14 protein-coding genes and 1 other RNA gene are annotated in these 16,127 nt (G+C 63.3%); 6 read left to right on the forward strand and 9 right to left on the reverse strand.

Annotated features, from left to right (window positions below; translation table 11 throughout):
* Window positions 1-10: 10 nt before the first annotated feature.
* The 3 genes from INF37_RS10020 to INF37_RS10030 all read right to left on the reverse strand — a co-directional run bounded on the left by INF37_RS10020 (window position 11) and on the right by INF37_RS10030 (window position 2,127).
* Window positions 11-478 (reverse strand): hypothetical protein, encoded by a 468-nt coding sequence (locus tag INF37_RS10020; protein WP_193538079.1) that lies wholly within the window; start codon window positions 476-478, stop codon window positions 11-13.
* Between the two features lie 18 nt (window positions 479-496).
* A complete protein-coding gene (brnQ, locus tag INF37_RS10025) occupies window positions 497-1,798 on the reverse strand; it encodes a branched-chain amino acid transport system II carrier protein (protein ID WP_193538081.1) in 1,302 nt (433 codons plus the stop codon).
* A 158-nt stretch (window positions 1,799-1,956) separates the two neighbouring features.
* Window positions 1,957-2,127, reverse strand: coding sequence for a DUF362 domain-containing protein (locus INF37_RS10030; protein WP_101692701.1), 171 nt, complete (start codon window positions 2,125-2,127; stop codon window positions 1,957-1,959).
* Between the two features lie 209 nt (window positions 2,128-2,336).
* Between INF37_RS10030 and INF37_RS10035 the strand changes: the two genes are divergently transcribed.
* From INF37_RS10035 to malQ, 3 genes are all read left to right on the forward strand, one after another.
* Window positions 2,337-4,823: an ATP-dependent Clp protease ATP-binding subunit gene (locus INF37_RS10035; RefSeq protein WP_193538083.1), complete on the forward strand. Its 2,487-nt coding sequence runs from the start codon at window positions 2,337-2,339 to the stop codon at window positions 4,821-4,823.
* Entirely contained in the window at window positions 4,820-5,356 is a 537-nt protein-coding gene (locus INF37_RS10040) for a DUF4358 domain-containing protein (protein WP_193538084.1), read from the forward strand. The genes INF37_RS10035 and INF37_RS10040 overlap by 4 nt, the downstream gene beginning before the upstream one ends.
* A 72-nt stretch (window positions 5,357-5,428) precedes the next feature.
* On the forward strand, window positions 5,429-6,916 hold the full coding sequence (malQ, locus tag INF37_RS10045; RefSeq protein ID WP_193538087.1) for a 4-alpha-glucanotransferase: 1,488 nt from the start codon (window positions 5,429-5,431) through the stop codon (window positions 6,914-6,916).
* Window positions 6,917-7,000: 84 nt separating this feature from the next.
* Here malQ and INF37_RS10050 read toward each other — a convergent pair whose 3' ends face one another.
* The 3 genes from INF37_RS10050 to INF37_RS10060 form a co-directional block, all read right to left on the reverse strand.
* The gene (locus tag INF37_RS10050; protein WP_101692698.1) at window positions 7,001-8,227 is read right to left on the reverse strand and encodes an aspartate kinase; all 1,227 of its coding nucleotides are present in this window, start codon (window positions 8,225-8,227) and stop codon (window positions 7,001-7,003) included.
* Window positions 8,228-8,339: 112 nt separating this feature from the next.
* A complete protein-coding gene (locus tag INF37_RS10055; RefSeq protein WP_193538089.1) occupies window positions 8,340-9,542 on the reverse strand; it encodes a homoserine dehydrogenase in 1,203 nt (400 codons plus the stop codon).
* Window positions 9,543-9,562: 20 nt separating this feature from the next.
* Window positions 9,563-10,003, reverse strand: coding sequence for an ACT domain-containing protein (locus INF37_RS10060; RefSeq protein ID WP_101692696.1), 441 nt, complete (start codon window positions 10,001-10,003; stop codon window positions 9,563-9,565).
* A 177-nt stretch (window positions 10,004-10,180) separates the two neighbouring features.
* Between INF37_RS10060 and ytvI the strand changes: the two genes are divergently transcribed.
* Window positions 10,181-11,251 (forward strand): sporulation integral membrane protein YtvI, encoded by a 1,071-nt coding sequence (gene ytvI / locus INF37_RS10065; protein ID WP_101692695.1) that lies wholly within the window; start codon window positions 10,181-10,183, stop codon window positions 11,249-11,251.
* A gap of 63 nt (window positions 11,252-11,314) precedes the next feature.
* Here the strand turns inward: ytvI and INF37_RS10070 are convergent, their stop codons facing one another.
* The gene (locus tag INF37_RS10070) at window positions 11,315-13,954 is read right to left on the reverse strand and encodes a transglycosylase domain-containing protein (protein ID WP_193538091.1); all 2,640 of its coding nucleotides are present in this window, start codon (window positions 13,952-13,954) and stop codon (window positions 11,315-11,317) included.
* A 287-nt stretch (window positions 13,955-14,241) separates the two neighbouring features.
* Between INF37_RS10070 and INF37_RS10075 the strand changes: the two genes are divergently transcribed.
* Both INF37_RS10075 and ssrS read left to right on the forward strand, forming a co-directional pair.
* The gene (locus tag INF37_RS10075) at window positions 14,242-14,541 is read left to right on the forward strand and encodes a DUF1292 domain-containing protein (RefSeq protein ID WP_101692693.1); all 300 of its coding nucleotides are present in this window, start codon (window positions 14,242-14,244) and stop codon (window positions 14,539-14,541) included.
* A 33-nt stretch (window positions 14,542-14,574) separates the two neighbouring features.
* A non-coding RNA gene (gene ssrS, locus INF37_RS10080) (6S RNA) lies at window positions 14,575-14,776 on the forward strand.
* A 78-nt stretch (window positions 14,777-14,854) separates the two neighbouring features.
* Here ssrS and INF37_RS10085 read toward each other — a convergent pair.
* Window positions 14,855-15,409 (reverse strand): phosphatase PAP2 family protein, encoded by a 555-nt coding sequence (locus INF37_RS10085; protein WP_101692692.1) that lies wholly within the window; start codon window positions 15,407-15,409, stop codon window positions 14,855-14,857.
* Window positions 15,410-15,490: 81 nt separating this feature from the next.
* Window positions 15,491-16,012, reverse strand: coding sequence for a DUF4330 family protein (locus INF37_RS10090; protein WP_101692691.1), 522 nt, complete (start codon window positions 16,010-16,012; stop codon window positions 15,491-15,493).
* Between the last annotated feature and the right edge of the window lie 115 nt (window positions 16,013-16,127).

Here is a 16,127-nt window from a genome sequence, read left to right on the forward strand (position 1 = left end):
TCCAATCTGTTTATGTGGGAGCGATACTGCCCAGTTCCAGCACAGGTCGGTCACCCAGGAATCCGGCTCGTCCTGTTCCCTCCGCCACCGTCCGGCAGAAATAGGCATAAAGCTCAGATTCTTTATACTCTTTATATGAGTATCTGTCAAGAGGATAATCGTAATCCAGGGTGAGATAGCCCATCTTTTCCAGCTCCAGCAGCATGGCCGCCGTCTCTTTCACCGACTCCATGCTCTCGTCGGGTGCGCGGAGATAGACCGGGGCAAGGGCCACGGCGCAGAAATCCTCCTCTACGCTGCTCTCCACCAGAAAGCGGGCCACCGGAAGGAAGTGATGGTGGTGCAGATGGTGGAGAAAGTCCTCCATAGCGGGGGTCAGCTCCCCCTGTGCAGGCCCATGTTCGTACCCGCACCCGCAGTCGTGGGTATGGGTATGGCTGTGGTCATGGCCGCAGCCGCAGTGACCGTCGTGATGCATTTCCGTTCTCCTCCTAAATTACGCTTCCGCTTTCTTGCCGGACAGGATCAGGCCCACGATCACGCCCACGGCGGCGGGCAGGATCCAGCCCAGATTCAGCTCGGCCAGCGGCATTCCGTTCAAGATCTCCAGCTTCAAAAGGCGCTGCACCTCAAAGAGGATGCTGGCCACCCCGGTGAAGAGGATGGTCATGGGGTATACCATCCGCCGTCCCTCCAGCCAGGGCTGGGCATAGGCCAGCAGGATGAGCATGATGACCACCGGATAGATCATGTTGAGCACCGGCCCGGAGACGGCCAGGATCTGGTTGAGTCCCGCGTTGGCCAGAACCATGCTCACCACCGCAAAGAGGACCGCCCAGGCCCGGTAGGAGAGCTTGGGGCAGATGCTGTTGAAATACTCGCCGCAGGAGCAGATCAGGCCCACGCACACATTGAAGCAGGCGATGACGAAGATGGCCGCCAGCAGCACGTTGCCCAGCCGTCCGAACAGGGCGGCCACGATGTTGGTCAGCGCCTGGGCCCCATTCTCCGGATTGGGGAAGGCGCCGCCCGAGAGGGCGCCGATGTGGGCCAGCATGGAGTAGATCACAAAGAGCAGCACACCCGCGATGATGCCTGCCCGGACCGCTCCGCGGACCACGGCGCGGTCCTCCTCCACGCCCCGGGCGCGGATGTTCAGGCTGATGATGATGCCGAAGACCAGCGCTGCGATGGTATCCATGGTGTTGTATCCCGCCAAAAAGCCGGTGGAGACGGCCTGGACCGGGGTCTCATAGCCCGCGCCGGCCGCGCCGTATCCCTCCAGCGGATTGATCACGCATCCCACAAAGGTGATGACGATCAGGGCGATGAGGATGGGACACATGATCTTGCCCAGCCGGTCGGTGAGCTTTTCCGGCCGCAGGGCCACGATGAGGGCCAGGACGAAAAACACCAGGGAGTAGATCAGCTGATAGACCGCAATGGGGGCGTCTCCGCCCACAAAGGGGGGCACCGCCATCTCAAAGGACGTGCTGGCGGTACGGGGAATGGCCAGACAGGGGCCGATGGCCAGGTAGGCGATCACCGTAAAGATCTTTGCAAACAGGGGGTGGACCCGGCCGCCCAGGACGTCCAGTCCCCCCGAGCGGGCCACCGCGATGATGCCCAATACCGGAAGGCCCACCGCGCTCAGGGTCATGCCCAGCATGGCAAACCAGGTCATGGTCCCGGCCTGAGCCGCAATATTGGGCGGAAAAATCAAATTTCCCGCCCCAAAAAACATGGAAAACAGGGTGAATCCTACCAGCAGCAGGTCCCTGCTCTTGAGCTGCTTCATGCTCGCTCCTCCTTTTTCTCTCTGGAATACGCATGAGTTTACATGATGGTAGTATACAGGATTTCCGCCCCGTTGTAAACAAATGTATTTCATGCAAACACAAAAACAGGGACCCGTCTTAGGACGGGTCCCTGTTTTTCAGTTCTCAGATGAGACGATTAGCCCTGGGAGATCGCTCCGACGGGGCAGGTATCAGCGCAGGTACCGCAGTCGATGCAGGAACCGGCGTCGATCTCGTAGTGCTCGTCACCCTCGTGGATGGCGGACACGGGGCAGGCGCCAGCGCAGGAGCCGCAGCTCACGCAATCGCCGCTAATCACATATGCCATAGGTAACACCTCCAAACTTAAACTAACCACATTGTAACACGAATTTTTAAAATTGCAATGCTAAATTCACAGAATACTGGGTATATTTTTGGATGGCAGAATTTCCAGCTTTTGTGCGATCTAATTTTACTGAGGAAAGAGGCGTTACCATGGGGCCGATCCAAAAAAGAACCCGGAGATTCCGATTCTCCGCAAAACGAGGTGATCGTTTGAACGACGTGAATTTTACCCAGCGGGCCCAGACCGCTCTGCGTCTGGCCCAGGAGAGCGCCGCGGAGCTGGGGCACGGCTATGTGGGTACGGAGCATCTCCTGCTTGGACTGCTGCGGGAGGGCGGGGGCGTGGCCGCCCGGGTCCTCCAGAGCGCGGGACTGGAGGCCGAGACCATCCGCACCGCCATCCTGCGCGCGGTGGGCTCCGGGATACCGGGGGCCCTCCCCTCCCAGGGGCTCACCCCCCGCTTCCGGCACATCATCGAGCTGGCCCTGGCCCACGCCGGGCGGCTGGGTCAGGACTATGTGGGCACGGAGCACCTCCTGCTGGGCCTGCTCCAGGAGGGGGAGGGCGTGGCCATCCGGGTCCTCTCGGCCTGCGGTCAGGACCCCCGGCGTCTGACGGGGGATCTCTCCGCGGCCATGGGAGGAGAGCTCCCCCCGCCCTTCCGCAGCGGCGGAAAGGCCAAATCCGAGCCCGATTACACCGGCGCCGGGGACAGCAAACTCCTGGAGCAGTTCTCCCGGGACCTGACGCGCATGGCGGCCAGCGGCCTGCTGGACCCGGTGGTGGGCCGGGACGATGAAATCGACCGGGTGATCCAGATCCTCTCCCGCCGGCGCAAGAACAATCCCGCCCTGATCGGAGAGCCCGGCGTGGGCAAGACCGCCGTGGCCGAGGGCCTGGCCCGCCGCCTGGCCGCCGGGGAGGTCCCCGACGAGCTGCGCAGCAAGCGCCTGCTGGCCCTGGACCTCTCCTCCATGGTGGCGGGCACCAAATACCGGGGCGAGTTTGAGGAGCGGGTCAAGCAGCTGCTGGGCGAAGTGGTGCGTCTGGGCAACATCATTCTCTTCATTGACGAGCTCCACACCATCGTGGGCGCCGGCTCCGCCGAGGGTGCCATCGACGCGGCCAACATCATCAAGCCCGCCCTGGGCCGGGGGGAGATCCAGGTCATCGGCGCCACCACCACCAGCGAGTACCGCCGCTATATCGAAAAGGACGCGGCGCTGGAGCGGCGCTTCCAGCCCGTCACCGTCTCCGAGCCCGACGAGGCCACCGCCCGCTCCATCCTGCTGGGGATCCGGGGCCGGTATGAGGCCCACCATAAGCTGCGCATCTCCGACGAGGCCCTGGACGCGGCCCTCTCCCTCTCCATCCGCTATCTGGCCGACCGCCGCCTGCCTGACAAGGCCATCGACCTGATGGACGAGGCGGCCGCCCTGGTGCGTCTGGAGCGGCTCTCCGCGCCCGCCGACCTGCGGGAGCTGGAGGAGCGGGTGGCTCAGGCCCGGCGGGAGAAGGAGGAGGCCATCCGCAGTCAGGATTTTGAAAAGGCCGCCATGCTCCGGGACGCCGAGAGCGATTTCCGCCGGGAGCTGGACCGGGAGCGCACCCTCTGGCACAGCGGACAGAACGTGGGGGAAGTCACCGCCGAGGATGTGGCCCAGGTGGTCTCCCGCTGGACGGGGGTCCCCGTCACCTCCCTCACCCAGAGTGAAAAGGACCGCCTCCTCGCCCTGGAGAGGGAGCTCCACCGCCGGGTGATCGGCCAGGACGAGGCGGTCCGGGCGGTGGCCCGGGCGGTGCGCCGGGGCCGGGTGGGGCTGAAGGAGCCCGGCCGTCCCATCGGGGTCTTTCTCTTTCTGGGGCCCACCGGCGTGGGCAAGACGGAGCTCTGCAAGGCCCTGGCCGCCGCCCTCTTCGGCAGTGAAGAGGCCCTCCTCCGCTTCGACATGTCCGAGTATATGGAGCGGCACACGGTCTCCCGCCTGATCGGCTCCCCTCCTGGCTATATCGGCCACGACGAGGGGGGACAGCTCACCGAGGCGGTGCGCCGGCGTCCCTACTCGGTCCTCCTCTTTGACGAGCTGGAGAAGGCCCACGAGGACGTCTGGGGCCTCCTCCTCCAGATCACCGAGGACGGAGTGGTCACCGACACCCAGGGCCGGAAGGCGGATTTCCGCAACACGGTCATTGTCATGACCTCCAACGTGGGGGCGGGGCGCATCACCGCCAAGGGTGGCAAGCTGGGCTTCCAGTCGGCCCTCTCCTCCGGGGAGACCCGCCCCCTGACCGAGCTCAAAGAGGCCGTGATGGGCGACCTGAAGCGGGTCTTCCGGCCGGAATTCCTCAACCGGCTGGATGACACCATCGTGTTCCGCCAGCTGGAGCGGGAACAGATCCGCACCATCGCCCGCCGGATGCTGGACGGCGTGGGTGAGCGGCTGGGCCGCCTGGGGGTCTCCCTGCACGTGGAGGAGGACGCCCTGGAACAGCTGGCCCGGGAGGGCTTCGCCCCCGACTACGGTGCGCGCCCCCTCCGCCGGGCCATCCGCGCCCGGGTGGAGGACCCCGCCGCCGAGGCTCTGCTCTCCGGCGCCCTCCAGGCCGGAGGGGCCGTCCGGCTGGTCCTGCGGGAGGGCGCCCTCGCCCTGGAACCCCAATCCCCCGCCACAAACGAAAGGAGTCTGGAACCATGATACTGCGCCATACACGCCTGTTCCCTGCGATCCTGCTGCTCACTGCCCTGCTCTGCTCCTGCTCGGCCTCCCCTGCCCCTTCCCTCTCCCCGGAGGAGCGTACCCAGCTCTACCGCTCCGCCATCGAGCGCGCCCGGGACCAGGAGACGAACGAGGCCCTCCCGGTCCTCAGCGACCCGGAGGACGAGCGGGCCGATCTGCTCCTCTCCCTTCTGGGGGTCACCCCGGAGGACCTGGAGTCCTTTGCCGTGGCGGTCTCCCCCATGAACATCAAGGCCTATGGCATCGCCCTGATCCTCCCCGCCGACGGGCGGGAGGATGTGGTCCGCGATGGGCTGGATTCCTTTGTGGAGACCCAGAAAAACAATTTTGAGTTCTATCTGGCCGACCAGTACGCCATCGCCGAGGATGCCCGGGTGGAGACCCTGGCCGACGGCACCTGTCTGCTGGTCCTATGTGAGGACGCCGACGGGGTCCTGGACGCCATCCGCAGCACGTTGGAGGAGGGCGGCATCCCCGCCGGGCTTTCTTGACAGCCTCCGCGCCGCCGCTCTATAATGGAGCAGAACCTGCGGCCCTCCGGCCGCACGATTGGAGGTCATACGATGCTCACTTACCGCTCCAGCGGCATCCTGCTCCCCATCTCCGCCCTTCCCGGCGATTACGGTATCGGGACCCTGGGGGCCAAGGCCCGCCGCTTTGTGGATTTTCTCTGTGACGCCGGACAGCATTACTGGCAGATCCTCCCTCTGGTCCCTCCCGGCGGAGGGGACTCCCCCTATATGTCCCCCTCCTCCTTTGCGGGCAACCCCTTTTTCCTGGATCTGGAGACTCTGGCCCAGGACGGCCTGCTCACCGCCCAGGAGCTGAGTGAATCCCAGTATCCCAATCCCGACCGTGTGGATTACCCCTGGCTCCACATGAACCGCCCTGCCCTGCTCCGCAAGGCGTGGGAACGGGGCCGGACCCGCTATGCCCAGGAGCTGGACCGCTTCCTGGAGGAGGAGGCCGACTGGCTGCCCGACTTTGCCTTCTTCCTGGCTCTGCGGGGCCATTTCGGCGGCGCCGAGCTGAAGGACTGGCCCCGGGAAGTACGTACCCGCCAGCCCGAGGCCCTCGCCCCCCTGCGGGAGGCCCTGGCCGAAGAGATCTCCTACCACGCGTTCCTGCAATTCCTCTTTTTCCACCAGTGGGACGCCCTCAAGCGCTACGCCAACGAGCGGGGGATCTCCATCATCGGCGACCTGCCCATCTACGTCTCTCCCGACTCGGCGGAGATCTGGGCCAACCCCTCCCTCTTCCAGCTGGACGAGGACTTCCACCCAACCGCCGTGGCGGGCGTGCCCCCGGATGCCTTCAGCGACGAGGGCCAGCACTGGGGCAATCCCCTCTACGACTGGGACTATCACCGCTCCACCGGCTATGCCTGGTGGCGCCGCCGGGGAGAGCAGATGGCCCGGCTCTACGACGTGGTGCGCATCGACCACTTCCGCGCCTTCCACACCTACTGGTCCATTCCCCTGGACGCGCCCACCGCCAAGGCCGGCCACTGGGAGCCCGGCCCCGGTCTGGAGCTGGTGGAGCTTCTCTCGGCCATCCCCGGGCTCCATCTCATCGCCGAGGACCTGGGCGACCTGGACGACGAGGTCCGGGCCTTTATCGCCCAGAGCGGCCTGCCCGGCATGAAGATCCTGATCTACGCCTTTGATCCGGTAGGGGAGAGCTCCTATCTGCCCCACAACTGTCCGCCCAATTCCATCATCTACACCGGCACCCACGACACCCCCACCTTTGTCCAGTGGCTCTTTGAGGAGTCCAGCGCCGCCGAGCGGGAGTATGCCTCCGACTACCTCCGCCTCCGGGGAGACGAGGGCTTCGGCTGGGGGGCCGTGTGCGGGGCCTGGGCCTCTCCCTCCCGCCTGGCCATGGTCCCCATGCAGGACCTGCTGGGCCTGGGCTCCGACGCCCGGATGAACGCCCCCGGCACCATGGGGCCCCAGAACTGGAGCTGGCGGGTGCGGGAGGCCGCCTTCAACCCGGACGTGTCCACCCGCCTCCGGAAGATCACCCGCACCTACCGCCGCTGTCTGTGATCGTCACAGGTATCCAAACATTGCTCCGACACGCTGAGAGCCCGGACGGCTATGCCGTCCGGGCTCTTTTTCTGCTGTATCGATTTAGTTGTGGCTTCCGAACTGGGAGAAGAAGCGGTCGTGGATCGCCTGGACCGCCCGGTCGGCCTCGTTCTTGTTCACCAGCACCGAGATCTTGATCTCGGACGTGGAGATCATGTTGATGTTGACGCCCGCGCTGTACAGGGCCTCAAACATCTGGGAGGCCACGCCGGCGTTGTTTACCATACCGGCGCCCACAATGGAGATCTTGGCCACGGTGTCCACGATGTCCACGTGGTCGTAGTGGAGGGCGGACTTGCGCTCCTCCAGCAGCTCCCGGACCCGCTCCATGTCCCCATGGCCGACGGTGAAGCTGATATCCTTGGTCTGGTCACGGCCGATGGACTGGAGAATGATATCGACGTTGATATTTTCCTTCCCCAGCATGGAGAAGATCTTAAAGGCAATGCCCGGCTCATCGGCCAGGCCAATGATGGCCACACGGGCAATATCGGTATCCTTGGCAACGCCGCTGACATATACTTTTTCCATGTTTTTAGTAACCTCCTTGACTTTGGTGCCAGGCTGTCCGGAAAAGCTGGAGAGCACCTCCAGATTGACATTGTAGCGCTTGGCCATTTCCACCGATCGGTTGTGGAGGACCTGGGCGCCCAGGCTGGCCAGCTCCAGCATCTCGTCATAGGTGATCTCATCCAGTTTGCGTGCGCCCTTGACCCGGCGGGGATCGGCGGTATAGACACCGTCCACGTCGGTGTAGATCTGACACAGATCCGCATGGAGGGCGGCGGCCAGAGCCACGGCAGAGGTATCCGACCCGCCCCGGCCCAGTGTGGTGATGTCGTCGTACTTGTTCACGCCCTGGAAGCCGGTGACGATCACGATGCTTCTGCGGTCCAGCTCGGCCAGGATGCGCTCGGGCCCGATGCGCTTGATGCGGGCGTTGCTGTAAGCGGAGTTGGTCTTCATCCCGGCCTGCCACCCGGTCAGAGAGACGACCGGATAGCCCATGGCCTCAATGGCCATGGCGCACAGGGAACAGGAGATCTGCTCTCCGGTGGAGAGGAGCATATCCATCTCCCGCTTGGAGGCCTTCGGGTTGATCTCCGCCGCCTTGGCGATCAGATCGTCGGTGGTGTCCCCCTGGGCCGAGAGGACGGCCACCACATTGTGGCCCCGGCGGTAGGTCTCCGTGATGATACGCGCCACATTGCGGATCTTATCCGCATCGGCGACTGAGGAGCCGCCGAATTTCTGTACAATCAATCCCATGGTATCTATGTACCCCCTAAAACTTCAGAGTGGAGCGTTGTCCGCTCGGAAGGAACGGCGGCCGGAGCGGCCCCCTTCCTCTCACTATCTTATGTTCTGCTCCCCCGAGCCGTCAGTCCAGCACCCGCTGAGCCAGAACGACCCGTCCGAATCCGGACAGGCTCTCCCGTAGCTGCGCGCCGCTCATGGCGCCGGTGAGGAAGGCCCGCTCGCCTGCCGGGGCGTCCGGACGCGTGAGCTCCTGCACCCCTTCGGGGAGGGCGGCGGCCTCCGCCAGACGGACATACCAGCGGCTCTCCAGCGCATCGGCCGGGGCCACCGTATCCTCGCCGCCGGGCGCCCAGGACAGCTCTCCCGGGCCCTTCCGGTGTTTGGCCACGTCCATCACGTCGGCCACCACCGCGGAGGCGGTGGGCCGCTTTCCGGCTCCACGGCCGTAGAACATCACATCGCCCACCGCGTTTCCCTTCACGGTGATGGCGTTGAACACATCCTCCACACCGGAGAGCGGGTTTTCCTCCTCCACCAGGTGGGGCGCCACATAGATGCACAGACGCCCGTCCGCCTGCCGGATGGCCCGGCCCAGCAGCTTCCAGCGGTATCCGGCGCTCCCGGCATAGGCCACGTCGGCCCCGGTCAGCTCTGTGATCCCCTGTGTGGGGACCTGCCGGGGGTAGATATGCCGTCCAAAGGCCAGGGAGGCGAGAATGCAGATCTTCCGGCAGGCGTCATGGCCCTGGATGTCGGCGGTGGGATCTGCCTCGGCATAGCCGTTGTCCTGGGCCTCTTTCAGGGCCGCTTCAAAGGAGAGCCCGCCCCGGATCATCCGGGTCAGGATATAGTTGGTGGTCCCGTTGAGGATGCCCGTGATCTCCTCGATCTCATTGGCCGCCAGGCACTGGCTCAGCGGTCGGATAATGGGGATGCCCCCGCCCACGCTGGCCTCAAAGAGATAGCGCGCGCCGTGCTCCCGGGCCAGCTGGAGCAGCTCATACCCGTGCTCGGCCACCAGCTCCTTGTTGGCGGTCACCACGCTCTTCCCGGCCCGCAGTGCCCGCTCCGTGTACTCCTTGGCCGCGCCGGTGCCGCCCATGACCTCGACCACCACTTCCACCTGGGGGTCCTGCTCAATCAGGGAAAAGTCCCGGACCATCCGGTCCCGGAAGGGGCTGTCCGGATAATCCCGGCGCACCAGGATATATTTGACGCCGATCTCCTCTTCCGCCCGGCGGCCGATGGCCCCGGCGTTTTCGTGCAGGACCTCCGCCACGCCAGAACCCACCACGCCGTAGCCCAGAATTGCCACATGTATCATTTCGTTCTCTTCCTCTCTGCTCAGCCGGCCAGAATCTCGCAGCGCACCACGCCCTCCACGTTGAGCGCCTGCGCCAGCAGCTCCTCCAGAGAGAGCTGCAGGCCCGACGTCTCCGCGCCGATGGTCACGGCCGCGCAGCCGTTGACCGGGATCCCCTGATTGATGGTCAGAATATTCCCGCCGCTCTGGGCAAAGATATTGAGGACTGCCGAGAGTACGCCCGGCTCATCCTTCAGCAGGATCTGGAAGGTGACGATACGCCCGTGGAGCATATCGTTGAAGGGCCGTACCGCATCCTTATATTTATAAAACGCGCTGCGGCTGATCCCCACACGGCGGGTCGCGGCGTTGACAGTATCCACCTCGCCAGTCTCCAGAAGGCGCTTGGCTTCCGCCACCTTGAGGAAAATCTCAGGCAGTGCTCCAGCCTCCACGATAAAATAATTCGGTGTCTTGCTCAACGTCAATCCCTCCTCAATGTCCTTCTCCGAAAAGCAATTGTTCATCGAATTGTTATCATTTTAGCACAGTAAACTGCGACAATCAACCGCCGATTTCGCGTGAAAGCCAACAGTTTTACAGTCTATCATCCCCATTTTTTCGTCAAAATAACCACACCGTTGGAAAGGAGGACCCCCATGCACCCGCCGCCTTCGCCTCTGATTCCTGTCCGCGTCTTACAGGCCATCCTTGTGCTGGGAGGACTCTGGTTTCTGCTGCCCATCGTACTTCCCTGCCTGCTGCCCTTTTTGCTGGCCCTCCTCTGCGCCGCCCTGCTGGAAGGGCCCGTGGCCTTTCTCACCCGGCGCGGAAGGCTCCCCCGCTTCCTGGCCGCGGCGCTGTGTACCCTGGTCTTCTTCCTTCTGCTGGCCGGGGGCCTGGGCCTGCTGGTGTGGCGGCTGGGAACGGAGTGCGCCGTGCTCCTCCAAAAGACGCCCCAGCTTCTCTCGGCCTTTACCGGCTGGCTGGGCGGGGTCCGGCGCTGGGCGGAGCGCTTCCTCATCGCAGCCCCCATCCCCCTTCAGGAGACCCTGCGGGGCGGGATGGAGGCGCTGGAGGACCAGGGAATGCGTCTGCTGGGGGACGCATCGGGCCTATTGGGGACCTGGCTGGCCCACGGGGCCTCCGCCCTGCCCCAGTGGGGCCTCTTTCTCTTTACCACCGCACTGGCCACCTGCCTCATCAGCGCCGACCGGTCCCGCCTGCACGCGTTCTTCTGGCGTCAGGTCCCGGCTCGCTTCCGCACCCGCCTGCGGCATATGGTGGGTGCAGTGCGGGATGCCATGACCGGCTGGCTGCGGGCACAGGGCTGTCTCATGCTGGTCACGCTGTGTCTGCTCACGGTGGGCTTTCTGCTCCTGGGGGTGGATCTGGCCATTCTGGCCGCCGGCTTCACGGCACTGCTGGACGCCCTGCCGGTCTTCGGCGTGGGGATCGTCCTGCTGCCCTGGGCGCTGCTCTCCCTGCTGCGGGGGCAGACCTCCCTGGCGCTGGGGCTGCTCCTCCTCTACGGCGTACTCTTTCTCACCCGCAGCATCCTGGAGCCCAAGCTGGTGGGAAAGGGCTCGGGTCTCCCCCCTCTGGCCGCGCTGCTCGCCATGTATACCGGCTTTATCCTGTGGGGGGCGGCGGGCATGATCTTCCTGCCCATGGCCGCCGTCATGCTCAAGGAGCTCCACGACCGGGGGCTGGTCCACCTCTGGAAATAACAAAGCCCTCCGCCTTCCGGCTGAAGCAGCCGGGCCGCGGAGGGCTTTTGTTGCACTATTCTATTACTGGGCGTCTGCCGGAGGGGCCACCTCTTCACTGGGCGGCGGAGAGGGTGTGGTTTCCGGCTCCTCCGTCTCCCCGCCCGGCTCAGTGGGCTCTGTACTGGGCTCGGGCGACGGTGTCACCACCGGCCACGTCTCCGGGTTATAGGGGTCAAAATCCGGGTAGAGGTCCGCGGGCGGGTAGGTGCTGGGGTCCATGGGATCGAAGGTCGACGGATCGTATTCCGTCGGCTTCTCCTGCTCCTGGGTGTGAACGGTGCACGTCCCCTGAGCCTGTACGTTCTGCAGGCGATAGGCGTCGTCCCGGGCCCCTCTTCCGAAGGACTCCCGCTCAAAGCTGGGCAGAGAGATGGTGACGACCGTGGGTTCCACCCCGGCCTCATTCCCCTCCCGGGGACAGAACTCTCCGGCCACATGGTAGAGTCCGGTGCTCTCTCCGGAGGAATTGAGGATGGGGCTGTCCTTACAGACCTCAATGGTCTGCGTGTGGACGTCACAGTGCTCGGTGGGCTGGTCGCCGTTGAAGAAATAGGCGCCCTGCACCCGGTTCCCACGGGGATCCAGCGTACAGTTCGGACCGGCCAGCTTGCCGCTGTCGATACAGATGTTGACGGTCACCAGTCCCTCGGGCGTCTCAAAGTCCTTATTCTCCAGGCCCTGGTGGATGGGCTCCATCACCTTGCGCCACATCTGGGCCGCCGGGTTGGTGGAACCGTTGTTGATGCGCTCGGGATACTGGGCGTATCCGGTCCACACGGCCGCCGTATAATAGGGGGAGTAGCCCACGAACCAGCGGTCCTTGTAGTCGTTGGTGGAACCCGTCTTACCGGCGATGGTCATGCCGCTGAAGTAGGCCTCCCGGCCGGTCCCCACCCCGTTGGGGCTCTTGATGACGTTCTTGAGCATGCTGTTGATATACCACGCCGTGGTGGACTTGACCGCACTCTCTTCCTCCTGGGTGTTATCCAGAATGACCACTTCCTGGCCATCCTGCTCCCGGGTCACCTTGGTGTAGGTGCGGGGCTCCACGTACACGCCGCTGCGGGGGAAGACCGAGTAGGCCGCAGCCATATCGATCACCCGGGCGCCGTCGGTCAGACCGCCCAGGGAGAGCTGGGCCAGGCCCTCGTCGTTGCTCTTCTTGTTCTCCGCGCTGTGGACCAGCGTGCTGATGTGGAAGTGGTCTTCCAGGTACTCCATGGACTGTCCGATGCCCATTTCCTGGATCACCCGGGCCGGGACCGTGTTGGCCGACTGCTCCACCGCCTTGCTCACCGTCTCGCGGCCCCAGTAGTAGCCGTAGGAGTTGGAGGGCCAGGCAGAGCCGCTCAGCTCCATCACCGGCGTGTCATCAAAGACCGAGTTGGGAGTAATGAGTCCCAGATCGATGGCCGGGGCGTAGGCGGAGAGGGGCTTGATGGAGGAGCCCGGCTGCCGCTTGCTCATGGTGGCCATATTCAGCACCTGATTGGCCGTTTTTTCGCCCATGGCGCCGGCCATGGCCACCACGTCTCCGTCGTGATCCAGCACCACGATGGCCGACTCCAGCTGCTCGCCCCGGGAAGAGGTCTGGGGAAGGTTGTCCCGGTTGAGGTAGACCTCATCCACCACCTCCTGGACGTCCGGATCGATGCAGGAGTAGATCTTGAGTCCGCCGCTGTAAACCATGTTGCTGGCCACTTCTCTCGAGTAGCCGCCCTCTTCCACCAGGTCGTCGATCACATCCCGCACCACCTGCTCGGCATACCAGCTGAGCACATTAGTGGTATTTTCGTTCTCCTCATCCTCCCCCTTGGTGAAGTTCAGTCCGGCCTTGACCTGGGCGGCCGCCTCATCGTACTCGGCCTGGCTGATCTTCTCCTGCTCCAGCATGGCGTTGAGCACGTTCAGCGCCCGGTTGGCATTGTTTTCCGGATGCAGATAGGGGTTATACATGGAGGGGTTGTTGGTAATGCTGATGAGGCTGGCGCACTCGGCCAGGGAGAGCTCCCGCACATCCTTGCCGAAATAGTTCTCCGCGGCCGTGGACACACCGTAGCACTTCTGCCCCAGGTAGATATAGTTCAGATAGAGCTCCAGGATCTCTTCCTTGGTGTGGTACTTTTCAAAATCCAGCGCCCGGAAGATCTCCAGGATCTTGCGCTTGACGGTGACGTCGTCATAGTCGGTCATATTTTTGAGCAGCTGCTGGGTCAGGGTGGAGCCGCCCTGGATGTCCTCGCCGGTCATCATGCTCAGCACCGCCCGGGCGGTACGCACCCAGTCCACGCCGTTGTGCTTGTAAAAGCGCCGGTCCTCAATGGCGATGGTGGCGTTGATCAGATCCTCCGGGATCTCCTCATAGGGGATCCACACCCGGTTTTCCGTCCCGTAGAGGGACTGGAGCTCCACCGGCTGTCCGGTCTCCTTGTCGGTGTAGTAGATCGTACTGGCCAGCGCCGTGGAATAGGCCTGTGCATCCACATGGGCGTTGGGCAGGATCTCCGTCGTGATATAAACCGCCGCAAAGCAGGCCAGGAACGCACAGGTCACGAGCCCGATCAGGAACAGCGTCCCGATCCCCTTGAGGACGGTTCGCGCCGTATGTCCTCCGCTCCCCCGCGCGCGCCGGTCGTCGTTGGGATTCGTTGTTCTTGCCAAAGTGACACCTCCGGTATCGGTCGGCCAGCCCCGCCGCATCCTGCGGCCGGCTGCCATGGTATGGGTGACTTCGTCACAGGTACCCGAATATTATAGCATAGGTGCGCCAGTTGTCCACCCTATATTATCCCTTTATTTCCTATTTTTAGAATCTCGAAAAAAATTTGCGGACTCCTATCTTGCAATTTATCCTGCTTCGGGTTACAATAGGTACGGCAGCAAATCGCTCTGGCGTTTTGTACGGCCTCCCCCTCCGGGGACCACAAACCATAGAAAGCGGTGAAGCCATGAGCGAGGAATTTGGCGGTGAGTTCATTACCCTGACCGATGAGGAGGGCAATGAGTTCGAACTGGAATACTGCACGACGATCGAGCACGAAGGCACGGTCTATATGGCCTTTTTGACGGTTACCGAGGCCGATGAGGACACGGAAGAGCCGGAAGAGAGCGAGGACGACGGTCTGGTCATCCTCAAGGTCATCAACGTGGACGGCGAGGATCAGCTGGCCACGCTGGACAGCCAGGAAGAGCTGGACGCCGTCTATGAATTGGTGATGCAGGAGCTCTTCGAGGACGAAGAGGAGTAACCTCCGCCTTACCAATTCTGAATTTTTTCTGAATTTTTCCTGCGGGGTGCGTGATGGGCTTTATTTAAACCCACATCTCTGAAACGGGATGTCGCCCTCACGGCGTGGATTGCAGGCCTCCCGGCCCCCTTTGTGGGTCACTGGAAGTTGGAAGCAAGGAAGCGCTGTGGAGACAACCCACCTGCCAATTACGTGCAGGTTTTAAAGGAGTCCACACGGCTTCTGCGGGCCCCCCCACAGGCTCTGCCTGTGGGGTTTTTTATATGCGAAGGGAAGAAAAGCGGGTACGATCTTAAAATCGTACCCGCTTTTTTCAGATGCGGTTTCTTCTCCGGTCTGCCACGCGCCGCCACAGGGCCATGGCACACAGGGCGCACAGGGTGCCCACCACGGCGCCGGCCAGCACGTCACTGGGGAAATGGACCCCCACATACAGGCGGGAGCAGCCCATCAGCACCGCCAGCACCAGCGCACCTGCTCTTGCCCAGGGCCAGGGCAGGCTCTTCCACCACACCACGCCCGCGGCAAAGGCCGCTGTGGTGTGCCCCGACGGGAAGGAATTGGGGTCTCCCTCTGCGATCAGAGGGACCAGCCCCTCCACCACCAGCCAGGGCCGGGTGCGTTCCACCAGGTGCTTGAGCACCACGTTGGTGCACAGCAGGCCCAGCAGAAGGGCCGTCAGCGCACAGAGTCCCGCTCTCCGGGTCCTGGGGATACACGCAAAGACCAGCGCCAGCGCGATCCACAGCATGCCCGCGTCCCCCAGATGGGTGAAAACGGAGAAAAACGCGTTCAGGATCGGATTGCGGACCCAATCCTGGATCCAGAGGAGGATCGCGCCGTCCAGCGCCAGGAGCCACGTAAGCATAGCTATCTCCTTTTCTGATTCCGAATGATAAAAAAGCAGGACGGGAACGCTCCCGTCCTGCTCTCGTTCTGTCTCTTGCGATCAGGCCGCCTCGTCCCACTGGCAGTTAGTGATGATGCCGTTGGCAAATTCAAAGTGCGTGGTCTTGAGCGTATGGGCCTTGCCGATGCGGACCTCCTGGGTGCCCACTTCGTTGGTGGCGCTGTTGGCCACATGCACGGTCACCGTAAAGGTCAGGTCCAGCAGGTTATCCGCCAGAGGCAGCGTCAGCGCGCCAGTGGCGGAGTTGATGGTGGTGCTGTTGTCGTGGGGCTTGGCCACCACATCGGTCACATAGCCGTTGAGCTTGGTGCCGGAGGCCATGAGCTGATCGCCGCCCTCCTGCTCCACATACTCCACGATGGAGTCATATACCTCCGGGTATACGTTGTTGACCTGGACCGTATAGGTCAGGGTAGCCGCGCCGCCCTCCGCGCCGGGGAGCACGCCGCCCTTGCCCAGCAGCTTCAGACCCACCACCGCGGCAAGCAATACCACCAGGATCAGGACCAGCAGGTCCACAATGTTGATCTTTCCAAACAGTCTGCCTTTTTCGTCTAACATCTTTTGCAGCCTCCGAGGTTGTAAATTGACCGGTTTATGGTGTAAAATAGGACTGTCCCTGTGTCCGGAAGCCTCCGGACTCACAGTGGAGCTTTTTATATTGTAGCATATTCCC

Source organism: Pseudoflavonifractor gallinarum, from assembly GCF_014982855.1.
GTDB classification, from domain to species: Bacteria; Bacillota; Clostridia; order Oscillospirales; family Oscillospiraceae; genus Pseudoflavonifractor_A; species Pseudoflavonifractor_A gallinarum.